Genomic DNA, 17,995 nt, shown 5'->3' with positions numbered 1-17,995 from the left:
TTTAAGAGCGCGGTCGATTTATAACTCAGCGTGTTGTAAAAGTCCCAACACGCAACAACCTGAGGGGGAGCTGAAACTGCCTCTCTTTGGGCTGAAAGTTGTCTGGAGATTGCTACTGCCACTGACGCCGATATGGCTGTCGTGTATTCATGAGCCTGTTTGCAGACTTTTTAGTCGGTTTCAACGTCTTACTCTCATGGTAGTACGCTCGGAGTGCGCTCTAAGTCGGTTTCAACGCCTTAATGCCCTTGAAGGACGCTCCGAGTGCGATTTAGGTCGGTTTCAACGTCTTACTCTCATGGTAGTACGCTCGGAGTGCGCTCTAAGTCGGTTTCAACGCCTTAATGCTCTTGAAGGACGCTCCGAGTGCGATTTAGGTCGGTTTCAACGTCTTACTCTCATGGTAGGACGTTCCAAGTGCGCTCTAAGTCGATTTCAACGCCTTTATGCCCTTGAAGGACGCTCCGAGTGCGATTTAGGTCGTTTTCAACGTCTTACTCTCATGGTAGTACGCTCGGAGTGTGCTCTAAGTCGGTTTCAGCGCCTTAATGCCCTTGAAGGACGCTCCGAGTGCGATTTAGGTCGGTTTCAACGTCTTAATCTCATGGTAGGACGTTCCAAGTGCGCTCTAAGTCGGTTTCAACGCCTTAATGCCCTTGAAGGACGCTCCGAGTGCGATTTAGGTCGGTTTCAACGCCTTAATGTCTATGTATGTCTCTCCTCGCACACTCCAAGTCGCACAGAACGACTTAACTCCCATCAACGTCTTACTCCCATGGTAGGACGCTCCAAGTATGCTCCGAGTACGCATTGAGCACGCTCAACGACTTCAGCATGATGAGGAACTCATTCTTTTTTAAATCAAATGACAAAAAACCAGACCCATAACTTTAGCTCCCAGACCAGCTTAATTCTGAGACGCATCAAACCAATCAAACCAATTTCCCTGATGGCTGCCTAAATCCAATTCATCACATAAACATAAAGTGCGAGGAGTCCAATCGCACTTTAACACACTCTAAGTTCCAGCTAACCGACGAGCTGGGACTGTTCTATATAATGACCGCCGACTGCGCAAGTCTAGCAAGTCGTAAGTCATTATTCGCGAGAAACCCCAAAACATGAAATAATAGAAAAATATCCCTATTGATGATGAACATAACCCGTGTCTAGTCTAGCGACTTATGGTATGATTTGGGAGAGAAGTCTCAAATGCTATTAGGCTAGTGCAGGATTCGGTTTGAAAGGGTCGTGTTCACATGTTGAGACATATAGACAGCTCCCGTACCAGACGCAGCACGCTGTTTATTGCATGTATTGTCATAATGGCACTGATCAGCGCCTCGGAGCAGCTTCAACTGATCTATGGAATCACGTTTACATTTACGAATATTATGCTTCTCCTGCTCATTCGGCTCTTCGGTCTTCGTATTGGCCTGACCGCGGGAGTCGTCACGTACAGCGCTGCTGTGCTTTTGTTCAATTCTCCTCTATATATGGTTATCTTCCTGCTCGAAGCTTGCTGGATCGGGATCTGGCAGCGCAGGAAGCAGGTTCCCGTCCTGGTGCCTGGCATAGCCTTCTGGATCATCATGGGCACGCCGCTTACCTTGCTGGGCTGCTACCTGTCCGGCCCGTTCTCTACGACCGAATTTATTCTCCTATTGGCCGTTACGGCCGCCAACGGCATGTTCAATGCGTTAATATCAGAAATTCTGGTCGATTATCTTCCGCTGCGCAGATGGCTTAATCTGGATGTGGACAAGCATAAGCCGATCCCCTTTAGTCGTGCGCTGTTTCACTTGTCCATTACCATCGTTGCTTTGCCATTTCTGGTCATTATGATCATTAGCGGCTGGAATTCATACCACTCCTCTACGAACTCTACACTCCAGACTGTCAGCAATACCGCATCCAGCATATCCGACGAGCTCATCCAATGGAGTGACGAGGATATACTCGGAGTCCGTCTTCATAACGTAATTCAGATTGGATATTTAAATGAAATCATTAATCGGCATACGTCTCAAAAGCTGTTCGATATTACGATGAAGGGCGAAAGCGAGAATCTGATGGCGACGACATCGCTGAAGAGGGAGGCTGATCGTCAGAAAGTCGTTGCCCTTCAACCGATCGCCGAGAACTTCGGGATCGAGATGCCGCAGCAGCAGAGTATTATGCTTATGCCTACCGAGCAATGGCGAGACGCGAATTACGTCTATCGACTCCAGATGGAGAACATGCCGATCTTGATTGCCGTAAGCGTACCGGTAGAGACGTTCAAGGAACAGATTTTTTTGGAATACATCTATCATCTGCTCTATACGCTAGGGAGCGTTCTTGTGGCGGGGATATTGGCATACGGAATTAATCGCTGGCTTAGCCGCGGCCTGCGGCAGCTAGCCGGCTCTACGACAAATCTGCCTATCAAGCTGACGACGGGCGTACCGCTGGAGTGGCCTAATAGCGGAATATTGGAGATCGACTCGCTAGTCCACAATTTCAAGGATATGTCCCTCAACCTATCGCTAATGCTGCAGGACGCAGAGCGAATGAATCAGCAATTGCGCAACTCAGAAGAGCAGCTCCATGTGATGGCCTACTTTGATAATTTGACCGGTTTGCCGAACCGTCATCACTTCCAGCAGACGCTGGAGGCTATGTTGGCCGATTCCGGACACAGCGACCAGAAATTCGCTGTCATGTTCGTCGACTTGAATCGATTCAAGCAGATTAACGATTCGCTCGGGCATGCGACTGGCGATGTTCTTCTACAAGCGGTGGCGATGCGGTTCACCGATATCGCGGAGGAGAATTGTCATGTGTTCAGACTGGGCGGAGATGAATTTGTATTCGTGCTTCATTATCTGAATTCTGCGTCGCCTGTTGAGTTTGCTGAACGCATTTGCGCTTGTTTTAACCTGCCATTTGAGTTGAATGAATCGGTCATCTATACGACGACCAGCGTCGGTATTAGCCTGTATCCGGAGAACGGCTCTACCATCGATGATATTGTGAAGAAGGCGGATATGGCGATGTACAAAGCCAAAGAGCAGGGCAGGAGCAGCTATCACTTCTTCGACCATGAGATGGAGCAATCGATGAATGACAAGATGCATCTGGAGAACGGGATGCGCCGAGCGCTTGAGAATAAACAATTTTTCCTGATGTATCAACCTAAGGTCTGTCCGGGTACGGGGGCAACGATTGGATTCGAGGCGCTTGTGCGCTGGGAGCATCATGAGCTTGGACTTATCCCTCCATACAGATTTATTCCGCTGGCTGAAGCCTCGGGACTGATTCTGGATATTGACATGTGGGTGTTCAGGGAAGCCTGCAGGCAAGCGAAGAAATGGCAGGAGCGCGGATTTCCGTTGCTTCCGGTGTCCATTAACTTGTCGGCAAAGCACTTTGACCAACGGAATCTGGTAGAGGGAATTGTCGAGATATTGAAAGATACGCGAATCGATCCTCATATGGTCGTGATCGAGATTACGGAGAGCGTCTTTATCCGTCAGATGGAGAGTGTTATTGATATGCTGACCGAGCTGCAGCAGCTCGGCATTCAAATCTCTATCGACGATTTCGGAACAGGATATTCGTCGCTCAGTCAGCTTCAGCGCCTTCCGGTCTCCATCGTAAAGCTGGATCGGACCTTTATTAAGGACGCTGAGCATGATGTGCGCAAGTCCTCTGTCGTACGAGCGGTGATCGAGCTGGCACACAGCATGGGGCTGAGAGTAGTTGCAGAGGGGATTGAGACAGAGGAGGAAAGAGTTTTCTTCGCAGGACTGCATTGCGATGAATTGCAGGGCTATTATTTCAGCAAGCCGCTTCGCAGCGAGCAATTCGAGCGTTACATCCGAAACGAAATGCGCAGCTTACCTTTTCAAAGACGAGGGGCGGAAGCATGAGAAACGTACGAATGATTATTCTTGCTATATTAATTGCGCTAACAGCTTGTGATCAGGCCGCAATCGCTCCGAGTCATGAGGAGGATAACCTGAGAGCGACGCCTGTTCAAATGTCGAAGGACCCGGTAGAGCTTGAGTTCTGGTCCTACTATGGAGGTTGGGAGCCTATAGTCGAGGCCTTCCAGATCAAGCATCCCAATGTGACGGTGCATGTGGAGACCTTTTCGAACGATGCTTATGTAAACGCTTATCAGCAAGCGATGGCGGAAGGGAAATCACCGGACGTTATGATAGCCGACAGCGAGCACTTCGGACAGTTCAGCGCGATCGCGGGTTTGGAAAATTTGCTTGATTACGGTGCAGGCCAATACCAGGACGATTTCAGCGAGAGTCTATGGAGCAGCAATCTATCGTTTGACCGGAGCGCTTTGATCGGACTTCCATCCGGCAGTTCGCCAATGGTTACTTATTATCGCGCCGACATCTTGGAGGAGCACGGCTTCCCATCAGAGCCGGAGGAGCTTGGCGTGTTTATGGAGGATCCGAAGAATTGGCTCAATATAGCGCGGGCTCTGAAGGAAAGCAACAGTTATATTACAACCTGGCCGATGGATGTTATTCAATTATTCGACAGCACTCAACCGATGTTCGTCGATAATATGGAGCTCGGAAGAAATACGGATGCGTCGAGGACGGCAATTGATATTGCCAAGACCGTGTATGATGAAGGGCTTCTTTCATCCTCGGACATATGGACGCAGTTCGGTTCGCAAGCGATCAGAAAAGGAAAGGTCGCAATGTTATACATGGGGACATGGGGAGCAGGCCAAATCGAGCTATGGGCCCCGGAGACTGCCGGGCTGTGGAGGCAGACGCGTCTGCCATTTGATCTGTACGGCTGGGTCAACAGCTCAAGCTTCATGCTTCCTACTGCTGCGAAGAACAAGCGGTGGGCCTATACCTTTATCGAGTTTTGTGTAACGGAGTGGAGCATGAGGGCGATCAAGAGCAACAGTGTACCGTCCTATTATCCGGCGAGAGGAAAGGCGGAACGCTTGGAGCGCAAAAACGACTTTTTTGGCGGACAAAATTTGTATAGCTTGAATGAAACGCTTGCCAAGCAGATGGAGGAGATGATGCCGACTCCTATCGATGTGCAAGCCAAAGCGATATGGTCCAAGGTGATCAATCAAGGTATTGAACGCGAGCGAACGGCAGACGCTATCATTAAAGATGCGGAGAAAGAGATTAGAGGAGCGCTTGGAAAAGAAATCAACATTTTAAAAGCATATTTGGCAGAACAAAAAAAGAAAGAGGTTGAGCTTCGTTGACACAGGTAATATAATGGCGAATGAAACCAAATTGCTGGCAGAAGCGTATAACTATGTATACATTGTATCGAATGGGGAGGCCAGAGACATGAGTATTTTTCAACGTCTGTTCAGAGTAGGCAAGGCGAATGTCAATGCGGCAATCGACAAGATGGAAGATCCGGTGAAAATGATTGATCAGGTGCTGCGTGAGCTGGATGAAGATATTGAGAAGGTAACGGCTGCCGTCACTTCGCAGATTGCTGTGGAGAAGCGTTTCGAGCGTGAGCTTCAGGAAGCGACCGAGATTGTAGGCAAGCGTGATCAGCAGGCTCGTCAAGCACTTGCAAGCAGCAACGAGTCGCTCGCACGCGAAGCGCTGGCAGACAAGAAGCGCCATGCGGACAAGCGCGACACGCTTCAAGCGAACTATGACCGTGCGAAAGCGACGGCGGATAAGCTTCGTGCGCAGCTGAAGGAAATGAAGACGAAGGTTCAGGAGATGAAGACGCAGCGCAGCTCACTCATTGCCCAAGCCGAAGCGGCTAAAGCGCAAGAGCGCATCAACAAGACGATGAGCGGCGTCGGCGTAGACAACCTGGGTGCGACGTTCACTCGCATGGAAGAGAAGATCAAGCAAATGCATGATCAGGCAGACGCAGCTTACGAGCTTGCCAATGAAGGCAAATCCATTGACGATAAGTTCGATCAGCTCGAGAAGGATGCCAAGCATACCGAAATCGACGACGAGCTTGCGGCGCTTAAAGCGGAGCTTGAGGGACAGAAGTCCTAGTCACACATGCGTAGATTGAAATAGTAAAGCCCGGCGTATGCCGGGCTTTTTGGTTATTCAAAGAATGAGGTATAAGTTCTTATGTAGCGGATTCGAGTTTCTGTATCCATTCCCTTGCGCCGTAAGCCATGGAATGGCTCTTTACTCTTGGTGCTTCAATGGAGCAGCACTTCAGCAGTTCGGGAAGCGCCTGGGCTTCTAGTGCAGACTGGGCAGCTTCCATGTACCCCCTGTACGCAGGCGTGCTTCCGCCGATAACGAGCACGTCCGGGTTATACAGATGAATCAGGTTTGTCAGCGCATAGCCTAGATAGGTTCCAGCTTTCCGCACCGTTTCCAAGGCATTGGCATCATTTTGTTTCAGCAATTGACGGATGGTTGCGCTGTCCACACCGGTCTGGCTCGTAATGGCATAGCCGCTTGCGAGCAGATCCAGTAATTTCGGCTCACCGTCAACCGACATCACCATGTAGCCGAATTCGCCGCTCCAGCCCTTGGCCCCCCGCAATAGATTACCTTGTACGACGACCCCTGATGCCATAAACGTGTCAATCATAACGACGATGACGGTATCGCGGTCCGCGTGATGGGCCGCCTCTGCCAAAGTAGCCGCTTTCACATCATTGATGAAGGCGACCGGCAGGTTCGCTGCGGTAGAGAATTGTCCGGCAGTGACGCCGTTCAGTGCAGGTACGACATGGCTCAGCTCTACCTTGTCATGACCAGCTACAAGCCCGGGCATACCCATGCCGATTCCCTTCGGCGTATAGGGCAAACGCTGGACAAAAAGCTCAACTTCCCGCTGCAAATGTGCAAGCTCGCAGTCTTTTCCTGTTGGGACTGAATGTTTCAGTAAGCCTTCCGGCGTGTCTGCAAGCAGGACCATATGGTCCCCGTCAATCTCGATGCCTACATAAGGATTCATTCTTATAACTCCTCCTAAACGTACGTAGCTAGAAATCGTTCGAATAACATGCTACCATATATAAGTTATAATTGGCAATTTGTTCTACATACTTGTAATAGGATTGGTGATTATGTTTAAAAAATGGCTATCCATCGAGCGAGTTTTTCTGCTCGCCGCTATCGTAGCGGTTATCGTACTTTTGTTCGCGAGGACATTTGTTGGTGTCGCAGACAATGGTGACTTTCTTCGCATTATGGGATCTATCGGATTAAATTATTATGATGCCAGCGAAACGTATGAGGATCGTTTTTTCCGCTTTGCTCATGCAAATTTCGCTTATGATGAATTTTTTCGCGGATTTTATTTGACGTCACAGCTGATATTGGTCGCCTTGGCTAGAGGAATAGCCAAGCTGTTCAATGGAGAAGCGTTTGATGTTCGGGTGCTGGGCGCCATATATGCCTTCTTGCTCATCACAGCAAGTTATTTGCTGATCAAATTTAATAAAACCAAGTCCGCTCTTACAGGAATTGTGCTGGCTGCGCTCATTTTGTTTGTCTTTTTCGATATCGCCTATCTGGCTTATTTCAACTCGCTGTACGGCGAGCCGACATCGCTTGTATTCCTGCTGCTGACGATGGCATTCGGATTGATGCTGACGCGGCAATCGGAACCTTCGCGAGCTGTGCTGGTATTGTTTTTTGTATCGGCCCTGCTGCTGGTATGCTCCAAGACGCAGAACGCACCAGTCGGTGTCGGCTTTGCGCTGCTTGGTCTGCGATACGCTACGCTCAAGCGAGAGAAGTCGTGGCGCAATCTGGGCCTCTCCTTGTCCGTGCTTACGCTTATTCTCTCGGGAGCAATGTACATTGCTGCTCCCAAGGACTTCAAAAATATTAATATGTATCAAACCGTATTTTTCGGCGTGTTGAAGGATTCTCCCGACATTGAGGGAGATTTAAAGGAGCTGGGGCTGCCGGCTCATTTGTCCGTGCTGGCGGGCACGAATTATTTTCAATCGGATACGGCTATCAAGCAGAACGATCCCTCTTTGAAGGCGGACTTCTATGATCGTATTTCGCATGCCGATGTTTTGTGGTTCTATCTCAAGCATCCCGGCAGGCTGATCGAGAACATGGAATATGCTGCCCAGAACGGTCTGATGATTCGCCCTTACTATTTGGGCAATTTCGAGAAGAGCGAAGGAAAGCCGGCAGGTGCGCTGTCGTTCCAATACAGCGGCTGGAGCGAGTTCAAGAAAGGGGCTCTACCTAATCAGCTTTGGTTCATTGCTGTTGTCTGTCTAGCTTATTTCGCGGCGGCGGCATGGGAATGGACCAGGAGTGCGGACAGAACGCGGCGTGCGGCAGTCGAATTGTTTATGTTGCTGGGGCTGACGGGCGTTTTCAGTTTCCTGATCCCGATTGTCGGAGACGGACAAGCCGATATGGGCAAGCATCTATTCCTGTTCAATGCGATCTTCGACATGATGATCGTGACCGGAGTGGTCTGGGTTGTCTACCAAATTAGCTCGCTGAGGAAAATATGAAACTTTGCGAAACCAATTAACACTTTTTTGAAAATGGTTTTTCCCCTACGATGAAGAAGATCATACGATCATTCTACTGGGATAGGGGTGTTGATAGAAGATGACTCTTATTGCTCACAAAGATAGATGGATACGCTCTGTTCTTGCTACGATTCTGCTCCCGCTAACGCTGTTCCAAGCGGCGGCATCCTGGCGCTCTCTCCGCACTAACAAGCCGACAGGCAAATTAGTGGACATTGGCTCGCGACAGCTTCATGCCCATGTTACAGGCGAGGGAGGGCCTACCGTTATTCTGGAGGCCGGCATGGGCGGCTGCTCGATCGGCTGGTCACTGGTTCAACAAGAGCTGTCTCGACATTCCACGGTGCTGTCTTATGATCGGGCAGGCTTTGGCTGGAGCATGCAGCCGCTGGGGAAGCCGACATGCGATGCCTACGTCGATGACTTGAAGCGTCTTCTCGAAGCGCTCCAATTGAAGCCGCCATACTTGCTGGTCGGTCATTCGTTCGGAGGAATGATTATGCGTATGTTCGCGTCACGCTATCCGGCTGATGTGCTCGGCATCGTCCTAGTCGACGCCGCGCATGAGTGTCGCTTTCTCTCGGCGGACCAATCAGAGTCCAGGGCAGTAGTGAGAAAGTCGAGGGAACGCATGTACAAATGGGGATATCGGCTATCTCCGCTTGGCATTCCGCGCCTGCTGAGGAAGCATGTTGGCCATAATGGGCTTCCGGCTCATCTGCAAGCGATGGTTGTATCGGCAGGGTTGCGGAATCACGCGTATCAAGCGGCTTATGAGGAGTTTCTGCATATGGAGCAAAGCGCCATGGAACTTGAGCGGGCGGAGCCGATCCATTCCGGTACCCCTGTCCTGGTATTGACTGCCGGCAAACAAAGCGAGGAATGGAAGCAGGATCAACAGCCGCTTCTATTCTTATCGAACAGGGTAAAGCACACGATCGTAGAGGACAGCTGGCACTCCATACAAATCTATCGACCGCAAGCTGTAACGGAAGCGGTATTAGAGCTGCTGTATATAAAAGAAGGCTGGCCAGAATAGCTTTCTGGGATCCGATTACAGAATAATCAAACTTGTTGATAAGGAATGTTGTCAGAAATTGTGAAAATATTGAAAATTTTAATATACGAATGGGAGAGCGATGCGATACAATAGTGCCAAATCACGACTAGGAGGATGGACATGGAACCGAAAAGCAATCACGCCTTTAACGAAGTGACAGACTCTCTCAAAAATGTGGAACGCAACAAGCTGTTAACGCTGCTCAAAAACCCGCTTGAGAGTCTGCAACTGACAACGAAAGAATGGATATACGGAGCATTGGGACTAGCGGCATCATTTGTCGGATATCTGGTTTGGGTTATGATTCTGGGAAGTAAAATTACAGGACTGTTCTACAACGCAATGCCTTTCGGCAAGTTATTTGCACCGAGTTCCCTTTCCTTTGCGATTTTCAGCCGTATGTTCCTGCTTGGCTTATTGTCGCTCGTTGCGTTGCTCGCAGCTCTATGGCTGGCTGGATGGTGGAGAAGCGGCGTACAGCCGGCTTGGAAACTGTTCGTGATTCGAATGGGCGGTATTCAGTACATAACTGGAGCGGGATTTCTGCTCGCCGGCATTTTGTCGTTCCACTTTACACTATCGATGATCGTGCTGGCGATTACGTTGTTGTCCACTCTTGCGCTTTCACTGCAGGGCGGGTTGGAAGTCAGCGGCATCAGCAAAGAGCGTACGGCTTCGTATTTGGTTGTTTCGATTACTCTGTATGTGATTTTGGCAGGCGTATTCGCTAATCTTGTAATGTAATTACATATGGACTTGAGCAGAAGAAAAGTAAACCCTTGGCGCATCATCGCATGCATCGAGGGTTCTTTTGCGTTGAGACTTGTAGGCTGACGCGGCTCCTCATACACCAGATCGTAAAGCTGCCTCGAGATGGGCAGCTTTCTTCATTATTTTGGCATAGAAAATTTTGGGCAGGGGCATAAATAAGGGGTGTCAAGGATGGAAGCGTATGAGGTTAAGAGGGGAGCGGGTCATGAAGAACGGCGGCGACAAAATCAATTTTTCGCAAGTTTTTATGATGTTTTCCTTAATGAACGGCCTTGCAAGCCATGTCATTGTGAATCCGATGATTCTGGATGCCTCCGGCAGAGATTCCTGGATAACGGCACTTGTATCGGGTGGCGTATTCCTGATCTGGATGCTGCTTCTATATGTCATTATGAAGCGCTCTGGACAGCAGCACTGGAAGTCGTGGCTGTCCAGTCGAGTGTCGCCGTTTGTGGCGTGGCTGCTCGTTATTCCAATCATCATTCAGATGTACTTGATTGGCGGGATGACCGTCATTCATACGGCAACATGGCATATTACCAATTATTTGCCCTATACGCCCAAGCTGTTGATGGTAAGCTGCCTCATTTTGTTTTGTTCCGCAATTGTGCTATGGGGCATCAGAGTTATTGCAATTGTCTCAGGAGTTCTTCTTCCGATTGTGGCTGGTCTTGGTATATTCGTGAGCGCCTTGAATGGACCCCATAAGGATTATGCTTTGCTGCGTCCTATTCTGGAGCACGGCATGCAGCCGGTTGTGGATGGGATGGTTTATGCGGGGGCCGGGTATGTGGAGCTGCTGGCGCTCATTGTGCTCCAACATCATTTGAAATCGAAAATCAAGCTATGGCAGCTGCTGCTGTACGGTATATTTTCAATCATGATTACGCTAGGACCTATTATTGGCGCCATAACGGAATTTGGCCCAGTGGAAGCATCGCATCAGATGACGTCGCCTTACGAACAGTGGCGGCTCGTTCAGGCCGGCCAATTTATCGAGCATCTGGACTTTCTGTCTATCTTCCAATGGCTGTCGGGAGCGAGTATACGCATTAGCCTCTCCGTCTTTCTGCTAGTGGAGCTTCTTCAGTTTAAACGGAAGAAAGGAAAGTACTGGGCGATTATTGTGATCATGTTGAGCTATACGATACTGACTCAAGTGAAGGTGAATGAGTATTCCTTTTACATATGGATGTACAAGTATTATATGCCCATATCGTTGACGGTACTGCTGGCGTTATCGTTCATCTGGATGATTGTAGCTTTAATTGCGGGAACGGCCAAAAGGGAGGAAGCGACATGAACCATAAGAATGGGGACGAAACGGCATGGACCGAAGAGAGCTTGAGGGTATTGTTCAAAGGTTCAGCCGATGTGATGTTCCAAGCTTGCAGTTATGGTGATGGGAGTTCACGTGTCGTTATGGCTTATGCAGAGGGATTGACCCGGTCAAGTGATATTGGGCAATTTGTTCTTCCGGAGCTTAACCGGCTCTATGCGAAGCAGGGTACGTTCGAGAATTCCGTCGAGCGCTTATCCAGTACGCTGCCTATCCAAGAGCTGCAGGACTATTCGGTTGATGCGCTGTCGGAGTCATTGTTCGAGGGAGACTTGCTTCTGTTGTTTGTGGAAACCGGAATAATAGGCAGCTTGAGCATAGCCGATAAGCCGACAAGGCAACCGTACGAATCCAGTACAGAGATATCGGTGAAGGGACCGAGAGACGGCTTTGTAGAAGATATAACGGTAAATATTGCGCTAATCCGGAAGCGGCTTAGGTCCCAGTCGCTGCAAGTAGAGGAGCTGGTGCTGGGCAGAAGATCGCGTACACGGATTGGGCTGCTTTATTTCATAGATATCATTAATCCGTCTATTGTGCAAGAAATGCGGAAGCAACTGAACAGCATTGATGTCGATAGCATCATGAGCATAAGCCAGCTTGAAGAGCTGATGACGGATTCAAGCTTTAAGCTCCTTCCGACGATGGATTTTACAGGTCGTCCGGATTTTGCAGTCAATAGTCTGCTGTCCGGCAGGGCGGTCTTGATTGTGGATGGGCTGCCTATGGTATTGATGGCGCCTGCTGGCTTATCGCTTATCTTGAAATCACCGGAAGATGCTCACTTCAATTACACGTATGTGTCATTTGCTAGAATCATCCGCGGAATCAGTCTGTTTCTCTCTATCTTTCTTCCTGCGATATGGGTAGCGCTGATGTCCTTCCATCAGGATCAAATCCCGTTCCGTATGATGGCCACGATCTCGGTATCACGGCTCGGATTGCCGTTGTCATCGCATATGGAGATGTTTCTGCTATTAACGCTGCTGGAGATATTCCGTGAGGCTGGCGTTAGGCTGCCCAGCTCCATCGGCCAGACCTTGACGTCGATCGGAGGTTTGATTATCGGCGATGCTGCCATTCGGGCGGGGATGGTATCGCCTTCTGTCGTAGTGGTTGGCGCCATTACCGCTGTCTCTGGCGTAACGCTGGTCAATCAGACGCTGAGCACGCAAGTCAGCATTATGAGATTTTTCTTCTTCCTTTTGTCAGCGCTGCTCGGCATGTACGGGGTAATACTAGGCATGGTACTGCTCATCAGCTATATGGCAAGCTTACGCTCCTTCGGCATGCCGTATCTGTCGCCGCTCTCTCCTCTGAATGTGAAGGAATTGGCAGCCTCCTTCCTTCGTCTGCCTTATCGTCTGATGAAGAAACGGCCGAGTGCCCTGCATACCATTGATTCTGACAAGCAAAAAGGAGGAGGGGGATGATGCGGATCAGGCAGATGGGCATTCTTATTCTTGTCTGCTTGCTTGTCGGAGGATGCGGCCGAATGCCGGAAATTCAAAACATGGCTTATGCAACGGCGATCGGCGTTGACTATAAGGATGGCAAGTGGATTGCTTATGCACAGATTCTCAACTTTGCCACCGTTGCGAGAACGGAAGAGATTGCGCTGGGCAAAAGCTTCCCGGTATGGGTAGGCGAGGGCAAGGGAGATACATTGTCCCTTGCCCTGACAGATGTCGGAAGAACAGCCCAGCTGCGGATGTTCTGGGGACATGTGAAAGTAGTCGTCATGTCGGAAAATGCGCTTAAAATGGGCGTTAATAACATATACGGAACCATTAACCGTTACAGAGAAGTCCGTTACAATGTGCTCGTCTATGGCACCAGACGGTCGATCAAAGATATTTTTACGCAAAAATCCATTCTGAATATGTCACCCTTGGACACCGCGATGTTCACCGCATCGCAGATGAGCTCCGTGCAATCCATCGTACTTCCGGTAACCGGCAATCAGATTATTGCTTATTTGAATGAAGAGGGAGAACCGGGGTACATGCCTTCTATTGACTTCGACACAGTGGATTGGACGGAAGATAAGAAAGCCAAGCCGATGTTCATGATCTCCGGCGCTTATTTCTTCCGTGACATGAAGATGTTCGGCTGGTTGTCTACTGAACAACTGACCGGCATTAGATGGGCCGATCCCCGATTAGAGCGAACACCAATAGAGGTAGACAGGGAGGGAAAGGCTGTTGCAACGATCATGCTAGAGCATCCCAAGATGCGTATTCGTCCCTCCTTGGAGAACGGGCAGGCCCGATTCGATATCCGGGTAGATACAGACGGATATGTGATGGAAATGGTGCAAGATACCGATCTGTTGACGTTGACTGAGTATGCCAAAGAAGACATTCGCGAGGAGATCGAATTGACCTATCGGAATGGTCTTCACATTAGAAGCGATCCTTTTCAGCTGGGTCAGATACTGTATCGATCCAAACCAAAAGTGTTTCGCCAAATCAGCACGGGTACGCCTTACTTTTTGGACAAGCATTCCATTAAAAACATCGATGTTCATGTACACCTGCAAACGACTGGAAAGTACAAAGGGACCAAGCCGTAACGGCGGCAATGAGAATTGCGTCTAGGGCGTGTCTGAAAACCCGTTCAGTGGCACCTTTCACCGCCTTTCCGCCCCCTGCTTCGTTCCGTTTGCTTGACGTACCCCCGGTACGCCTTCACAAACGCGCCTTGCATGGAACAGAAATTCGGCAAAATTTGCTGCCCTCAGCGTTCTCAGACACACCCTAGTTATGTGTAATGCTCTTCCAAAGTACTTCTTCGGCAGGGCGGCGAGGACTTGGCATCGCATGGTTCGCGGGATACCCGATACGGAATGTGAACACCTGATGCCAAGTCGGACGCTCTATGAGCTTCTCCATCGCTTCTCTGAAGTGTGGAGTGAGCTTCGAGGCTTGCTCTCGGTCCATCCGTTCATTGGGCTGATTCATCGGCTGAATCGCCCAGCCATTAGCCGCAGCCCACAGGTGCATGCGTTGAAAGACTTGACCAACCCTCATCAGACTCGCGCGATCGCGGCTTTGGACAAGTAGGCCCCCGAATGCGCCCGCTGTCGGCACTTGCGTATCTCGTGTCGATTTCAGCCAATATTGGTTGGAGGTCGCTTCGGAGACCGGGAACAGCTTGCCGATTGCCCGCGTAAGCACAGGACTGCCGGTTGCATCCAGTGTTGTGCCGTCCTTCATGGCATGAAGCACTTCACGGTCATGACGGTACCACCGATGACTGTCTCTGGATTGTTCGGCATCCGAGATGATGGCCTCAGTGGCACGGACGATCATCTCGCCCATAGCTGTTCTTAACGGCTCATCCTGCAGCCAGACAAACGCAACGTTGTCCCCCTCCTGAATTTGCTCTTGCAAGGAAGCGTAGAGGCTCGGCGGCAGTTCCTTCTTGCTATGGAAGGCGGAGCGATCTGTATGTCTGAACGGGATGGCCTGGTATAGCTCGGTTATTTGTTTCTCCCCGGGGGTTAAGACGATTCTGGCGACATGAATTTGCTCATGCTCCCCGGACATCAATATCACTTCAGGCTTGTAACCATTTGCTTGCGCGGCTAGAGTCAGATTTTCCACGGCGCAGCCCAAGCTAATATGCATCTCTCGAAGCAGAGGATCCATAGAGCCTAAATTTCTTGAGATATCTGCGTATAGATCAATTGTGTCATCGGTGACCCGGAATAGCCATGGCTGTGAATTATGCGCATTGGCTGCCAGAATGGCGGCTCTGATTAGCGGCATAGGATGAGGGGCGGCGTCCATGGCGGCATCCCAATCTCTCCATGCTTCATAGGCGGGACCTTTGCCGGCAGAGAAAACACCTTGATCAATAGCCTTCCATACGGTACCGCCGGAGACTAATACGGCTCCAGCAAGAGCGGCTTTAAGAAAGGTCCGTCTGGAAATAGGAGACTGAGTTTTAGCTTCTAAGTTATCCATCATTATGATCTCCTTTTTCGAGTGTGAAATGGGGTTCAAGCAATCTCTCAATAAGCGAGACGCCCTTGGCAAATTGCTGTTCTGTAACTTCCATACCGTTCATCTCCAAGAAAGACAGCCAATTCATGGCGATCATCCAGCAGACGGTTAACGTTTCTTCGATATGGGCATCATCGCGGAAAGAGTGAAGCACGCCAGAGGCGATGAATCGCTTGGCAAAAGCGCCTTGATCGAGGAACCGCTGCTTTGTCATGGCGATATGCCGATTTTTTAGTTCCTCATCTTGCTGGAATAAGGCGATCGCTTCACGGTAGAAGAAGCGATAGTGCCACAGCAGCTTGAAGTTGTCATGCAGTTTGATGTGCAGATCGGCTAAGCTTGCTTCCCGATCGGAAGGCAATTCCCAGACGGCATCCCAATCCGTATACATCGCCTCCATGATGGACCGGATAATGGCTGCTTTATTGGGATAGTGGTAATAGAGATTGCCAGGACTAATGCCTGCGGCATCTGCGATATGATTCGTCGATACGGGGCCAGTCCCGCTTGCATTGAATAGCTCAGTCGCTGTGTGCAAAATACGTTCTTTGGTCTGGCTCATGGTTCACCTCATGATTTAGAGTAATTACTCTAATTTTATAAGTAGTGTATCCCATTCCGGCTGCTCATGCAAGTCGAAACAGAGATAAGGGCCGCCTATCGGATTCGAAAGTCGATCCGAGAGGAGGCCCTTATGAGGGGATATGGTATTTGATCCGGCTTAACCTTCTGTTCCGGTTGGGGCTACGTATTTGTATTTCTCTTTCACAATGTCTCTCCATGCAAAATCCGCTCGTTCCATCGATTTGATTAGAAGCTCTGCGGTGGCGATATTGGTGGCAAGCGGGATGCACTGTACGTCGCATAGCCGAAGAAGGGCGGTAATATCAGGTTCATGCGGCTGGGCAACCAATGGATCACGAAGGAAGATAACGAGGTCGATTTCGTTGGAAGCGACCATGGAGCCGATCTGTTGATCCCCTCCGAGAGGGCCGGACTTCAGTCGGTTTACGGTAACCTTGCTCTCCATCATGATCCGGGAGCCTGTTGTGCCAGTGGCGTAGATGTCATGCTTTTCGAAAATATGCTTGTAGGCGATAACAAAGTTGACCATCTCGTTTTTCTTGGAATCATGCGCGATTAATGCAATCTTCATGATGAACCACTCCCTTTCGGCCTGGAGTCAAGTCAATCGACCGCTCCGATCCGTAATCTATATGTCATATAATATAACATAATAGCAGTTAAATGAAGGGTTGAGTTATATTCATGTTAGGTTTTATTTCGTGAATCGCTGATTCTTTACATTGTGATGAGGAATGAATCATTATCGAGCCTGAAAATTGACGATAGATATCGACTTCCATATATTGAAAGCGGTTTAAAGATAGGCTAGACTAGGAAGGACGAGCATTTCTTGTATGGAATATACTGGAAAGTGCGATTGGTGAGATAAATAATCGGGGGGCACGCGTTCGTGAAGGTTGGGGAATGAAGGTATGAACATTTGGACGAGCACATTTTTGGAAGCCATTCAGGTTGCGAAGGAGCATATAACCGGCGCATACTTATTTTTATTAACGGATGATAAGGGCGAATTGCTTGTGATGGATACATGCGCGGAGATGAAAGAGCTGGTCGAACAGACTCCAATTAAGACGGGGCTTATATTCTCCAGAGAAAATTGCGGCGTCAATGCGATTTCTGAAGCGATGGAACGCGGCAGCTCTGTATACTTGAAACCGGAGGAGCACGAAAGTCCCCTTTTCCAAAAATGGCACTGCTACGCGATGCCGTTGAAGATGGGCGATACGCTGCTGGGCTATCTAGACGTCTCTACCATCGACGAGGAGCTGAAGAGCGAGCTTATTGCGATTGCCAAGCTAATCTCTATGCATATGCGCAGTATTCCGGATATCGAGAATGAAGTGAACAAGCCGGCACTGACAGATAGGCAAATGAATGTACTCAGGCTCATCTCCGAGGGGCAGACTGTAAAATCCATTGCGCACAAGCTGCAAATAAAGGAATCGACAGTCAATCATCATAAGAAGGTGATCTTCGAAAAGCTCGGAGCGCAGTCGAGCACCGAAGCCGTCAGTATTGCAGCCAGATATGCCTACTTCTGATGCAGGCACGTCGGATTAACCGCTTAATAGAAACGTCGATGAGGCCCTCTGATTGCGGAGGAGCCTTTTTAAGTTGTTTTGGGATACAGTCATGATTCAATGGTAATTTCCGTGTCGATTTTTTCATTGCCAGTATGTAGCAATACAAGTATGCTGGAGGAAGTAATGTCAATCTCTCATGGGACGGGTGAA

14 protein-coding genes are annotated in these 17,995 nt (G+C 49.5%); 10 read left to right on the top strand and 4 right to left on the bottom strand.

What is annotated here, in order from left to right; genetic code table 11:
* The first annotated feature begins 1,259 nt into the window (after positions 1–1,259).
* The 3 genes from DX130_RS15180 (at position 1,260) to DX130_RS15170 (ending at position 6,017) form a co-directional block, all read left to right on the top strand.
* Positions 1,260–3,914 (top strand): putative bifunctional diguanylate cyclase/phosphodiesterase, encoded by a 2,655-nt coding sequence (locus DX130_RS15180; protein ID WP_116046749.1) that lies wholly within the window; start codon positions 1,260–1,262, stop codon positions 3,912–3,914.
* Complete coding sequence (locus tag DX130_RS15175) at positions 3,911–5,245, top strand: ABC transporter substrate-binding protein (protein ID WP_116046747.1); 1,335 nt, start codon at positions 3,911–3,913, stop codon at positions 5,243–5,245. The genes DX130_RS15180 and DX130_RS15175 overlap by 4 nt, the downstream gene beginning before the upstream one ends.
* Before the next feature lie 88 nt (positions 5,246–5,333).
* On the top strand, positions 5,334–6,017 hold the full coding sequence (locus tag DX130_RS15170; RefSeq protein WP_116047232.1) for a PspA/IM30 family protein: 684 nt from the start codon (positions 5,334–5,336) through the stop codon (positions 6,015–6,017).
* Between the two features lie 79 nt (positions 6,018–6,096).
* Here DX130_RS15170 and DX130_RS15165 read toward each other — a convergent pair whose 3' ends face one another.
* Positions 6,097–6,942, bottom strand: a complete 846-nt coding sequence (locus DX130_RS15165) for an ROK family protein (protein ID WP_116046746.1) — start codon at positions 6,940–6,942, stop codon at positions 6,097–6,099.
* A 112-nt stretch (positions 6,943–7,054) separates the two neighbouring features.
* Here DX130_RS15165 and wsfD point away from each other — a divergent pair, with 112 nt between their 5' ends.
* The 6 genes from wsfD to DX130_RS15135 all read left to right on the top strand — a co-directional run bounded on the left by wsfD (position 7,055) and on the right by DX130_RS15135 (position 14,239).
* Positions 7,055–8,473 carry a glycan biosynthesis hexose transferase WsfD gene (gene wsfD / locus DX130_RS15160; RefSeq protein WP_116046744.1) on the top strand — a complete coding sequence of 473 codons (1,419 nt, stop codon included), beginning with the start codon at positions 7,055–7,057 and terminating at the stop codon, positions 8,471–8,473.
* Between the two features lie 100 nt (positions 8,474–8,573).
* Positions 8,574–9,533 (top strand): alpha/beta fold hydrolase, encoded by a 960-nt coding sequence (locus tag DX130_RS15155; RefSeq protein ID WP_116046742.1) that lies wholly within the window; start codon positions 8,574–8,576, stop codon positions 9,531–9,533.
* A gap of 141 nt (positions 9,534–9,674) precedes the next feature.
* On the top strand, positions 9,675–10,298 hold the full coding sequence (locus tag DX130_RS15150) for a hypothetical protein (protein WP_116046741.1): 624 nt from the start codon (positions 9,675–9,677) through the stop codon (positions 10,296–10,298).
* Between the two features lie 208 nt (positions 10,299–10,506).
* Positions 10,507–11,628, top strand: coding sequence for a GerAB/ArcD/ProY family transporter (locus DX130_RS15145; RefSeq protein ID WP_240644523.1), 1,122 nt, complete (start codon positions 10,507–10,509; stop codon positions 11,626–11,628).
* Positions 11,625–13,097, top strand: coding sequence for a spore germination protein (locus DX130_RS15140; RefSeq protein WP_116046737.1), 1,473 nt, complete (start codon positions 11,625–11,627; stop codon positions 13,095–13,097). Before DX130_RS15145 ends, DX130_RS15140 begins: the two co-directional genes overlap by 4 nt.
* Positions 13,094–14,239 carry a Ger(x)C family spore germination protein gene (locus DX130_RS15135; RefSeq protein WP_116046735.1) on the top strand — a complete coding sequence of 382 codons (1,146 nt, stop codon included), beginning with the start codon at positions 13,094–13,096 and terminating at the stop codon, positions 14,237–14,239. Before DX130_RS15140 ends, DX130_RS15135 begins: the two co-directional genes overlap by 4 nt.
* Positions 14,240–14,423: 184 nt before the next feature.
* Here the strand turns inward: DX130_RS15135 and DX130_RS15130 are convergent, their stop codons facing one another.
* The 3 genes from DX130_RS15130 to DX130_RS15120 all read right to left on the bottom strand — a co-directional run bounded on the left by DX130_RS15130 (position 14,424) and on the right by DX130_RS15120 (position 16,830).
* Positions 14,424–15,638, bottom strand: a complete 1,215-nt coding sequence (locus DX130_RS15130; RefSeq protein WP_165861300.1) for an Acg family FMN-binding oxidoreductase — start codon at positions 15,636–15,638, stop codon at positions 14,424–14,426.
* A complete protein-coding gene (locus DX130_RS15125; protein ID WP_116046732.1) occupies positions 15,628–16,236 on the bottom strand; it encodes a TetR/AcrR family transcriptional regulator in 609 nt (202 codons plus the stop codon). Before DX130_RS15125 ends, DX130_RS15130 begins: the two co-directional genes overlap by 11 nt.
* A 159-nt stretch (positions 16,237–16,395) precedes the next feature.
* Positions 16,396–16,830 carry a methylglyoxal synthase gene (locus tag DX130_RS15120; RefSeq protein ID WP_116046730.1) on the bottom strand — a complete coding sequence of 145 codons (435 nt, stop codon included), beginning with the start codon at positions 16,828–16,830 and terminating at the stop codon, positions 16,396–16,398.
* 343 nt (positions 16,831–17,173) lie between these two features.
* On the opposite strand from DX130_RS15120, the gene DX130_RS15115 reads away from it, so the two are divergent.
* Positions 17,174–17,803, top strand: a complete 630-nt coding sequence (locus DX130_RS15115) for a helix-turn-helix domain-containing protein (protein WP_116046729.1) — start codon at positions 17,174–17,176, stop codon at positions 17,801–17,803.
* Positions 17,804–17,995: the final 192 nt, after the last annotated feature.

This window comes from Paenibacillus paeoniae (assembly GCF_003388735.1).
GTDB classification, from domain to species: Bacteria; Bacillota; Bacilli; order Paenibacillales; family Paenibacillaceae; genus Pristimantibacillus; species Pristimantibacillus paeoniae.
Note: the sequence above shows the minus strand (reverse complement) of the source record. Positions and strands in the feature narration are given on the sequence as shown.

Excerpts from the sequence above, each read along its gene's own strand:
- wsfD (WP_116046744.1), top strand. The coding sequence starts at position 7,055 with ATGTTTAAAAAATGGCTATCCATCGAGCGAGTTTTTCTGCTCGCCGCT.
- DX130_RS15120 (WP_116046730.1), bottom strand. The coding sequence starts at position 16,830 with ATGAAGATTGCATTAATCGCGCATGATTCCAAGAAAAACGAGATGGTC.
- DX130_RS15170 (WP_116047232.1), top strand. The coding sequence starts at position 5,334 with ATGAGTATTTTTCAACGTCTGTTCAGAGTAGGCAAGGCGAATGTCAAT.
- DX130_RS15130 (WP_165861300.1), bottom strand. The coding sequence starts at position 15,638 with ATGATGGATAACTTAGAAGCTAAAACTCAGTCTCCTATTTCCAGACGG.
- DX130_RS15180 (WP_116046749.1), top strand. The coding sequence starts at position 1,260 with ATGTTGAGACATATAGACAGCTCCCGTACCAGACGCAGCACGCTGTTT.
- DX130_RS15155 (WP_116046742.1), top strand. The coding sequence starts at position 8,574 with ATGACTCTTATTGCTCACAAAGATAGATGGATACGCTCTGTTCTTGCT.
- DX130_RS15150 (WP_116046741.1), top strand. The coding sequence starts at position 9,675 with ATGGAACCGAAAAGCAATCACGCCTTTAACGAAGTGACAGACTCTCTC.
- DX130_RS15135 (WP_116046735.1), top strand. The coding sequence starts at position 13,094 with ATGATGCGGATCAGGCAGATGGGCATTCTTATTCTTGTCTGCTTGCTT.
- DX130_RS15125 (WP_116046732.1), bottom strand. The coding sequence starts at position 16,236 with ATGAGCCAGACCAAAGAACGTATTTTGCACACAGCGACTGAGCTATTC.
- DX130_RS15175 (WP_116046747.1), top strand. The coding sequence starts at position 3,911 with ATGAGAAACGTACGAATGATTATTCTTGCTATATTAATTGCGCTAACA.
- DX130_RS15165 (WP_116046746.1), bottom strand. The coding sequence starts at position 6,942 with ATGAATCCTTATGTAGGCATCGAGATTGACGGGGACCATATGGTCCTG.
- DX130_RS15145 (WP_240644523.1), top strand. The coding sequence starts at position 10,507 with ATGAGGTTAAGAGGGGAGCGGGTCATGAAGAACGGCGGCGACAAAATC.
- DX130_RS15140 (WP_116046737.1), top strand. The coding sequence starts at position 11,625 with ATGAACCATAAGAATGGGGACGAAACGGCATGGACCGAAGAGAGCTTG.
- DX130_RS15115 (WP_116046729.1), top strand. The coding sequence starts at position 17,174 with ATGAACATTTGGACGAGCACATTTTTGGAAGCCATTCAGGTTGCGAAG.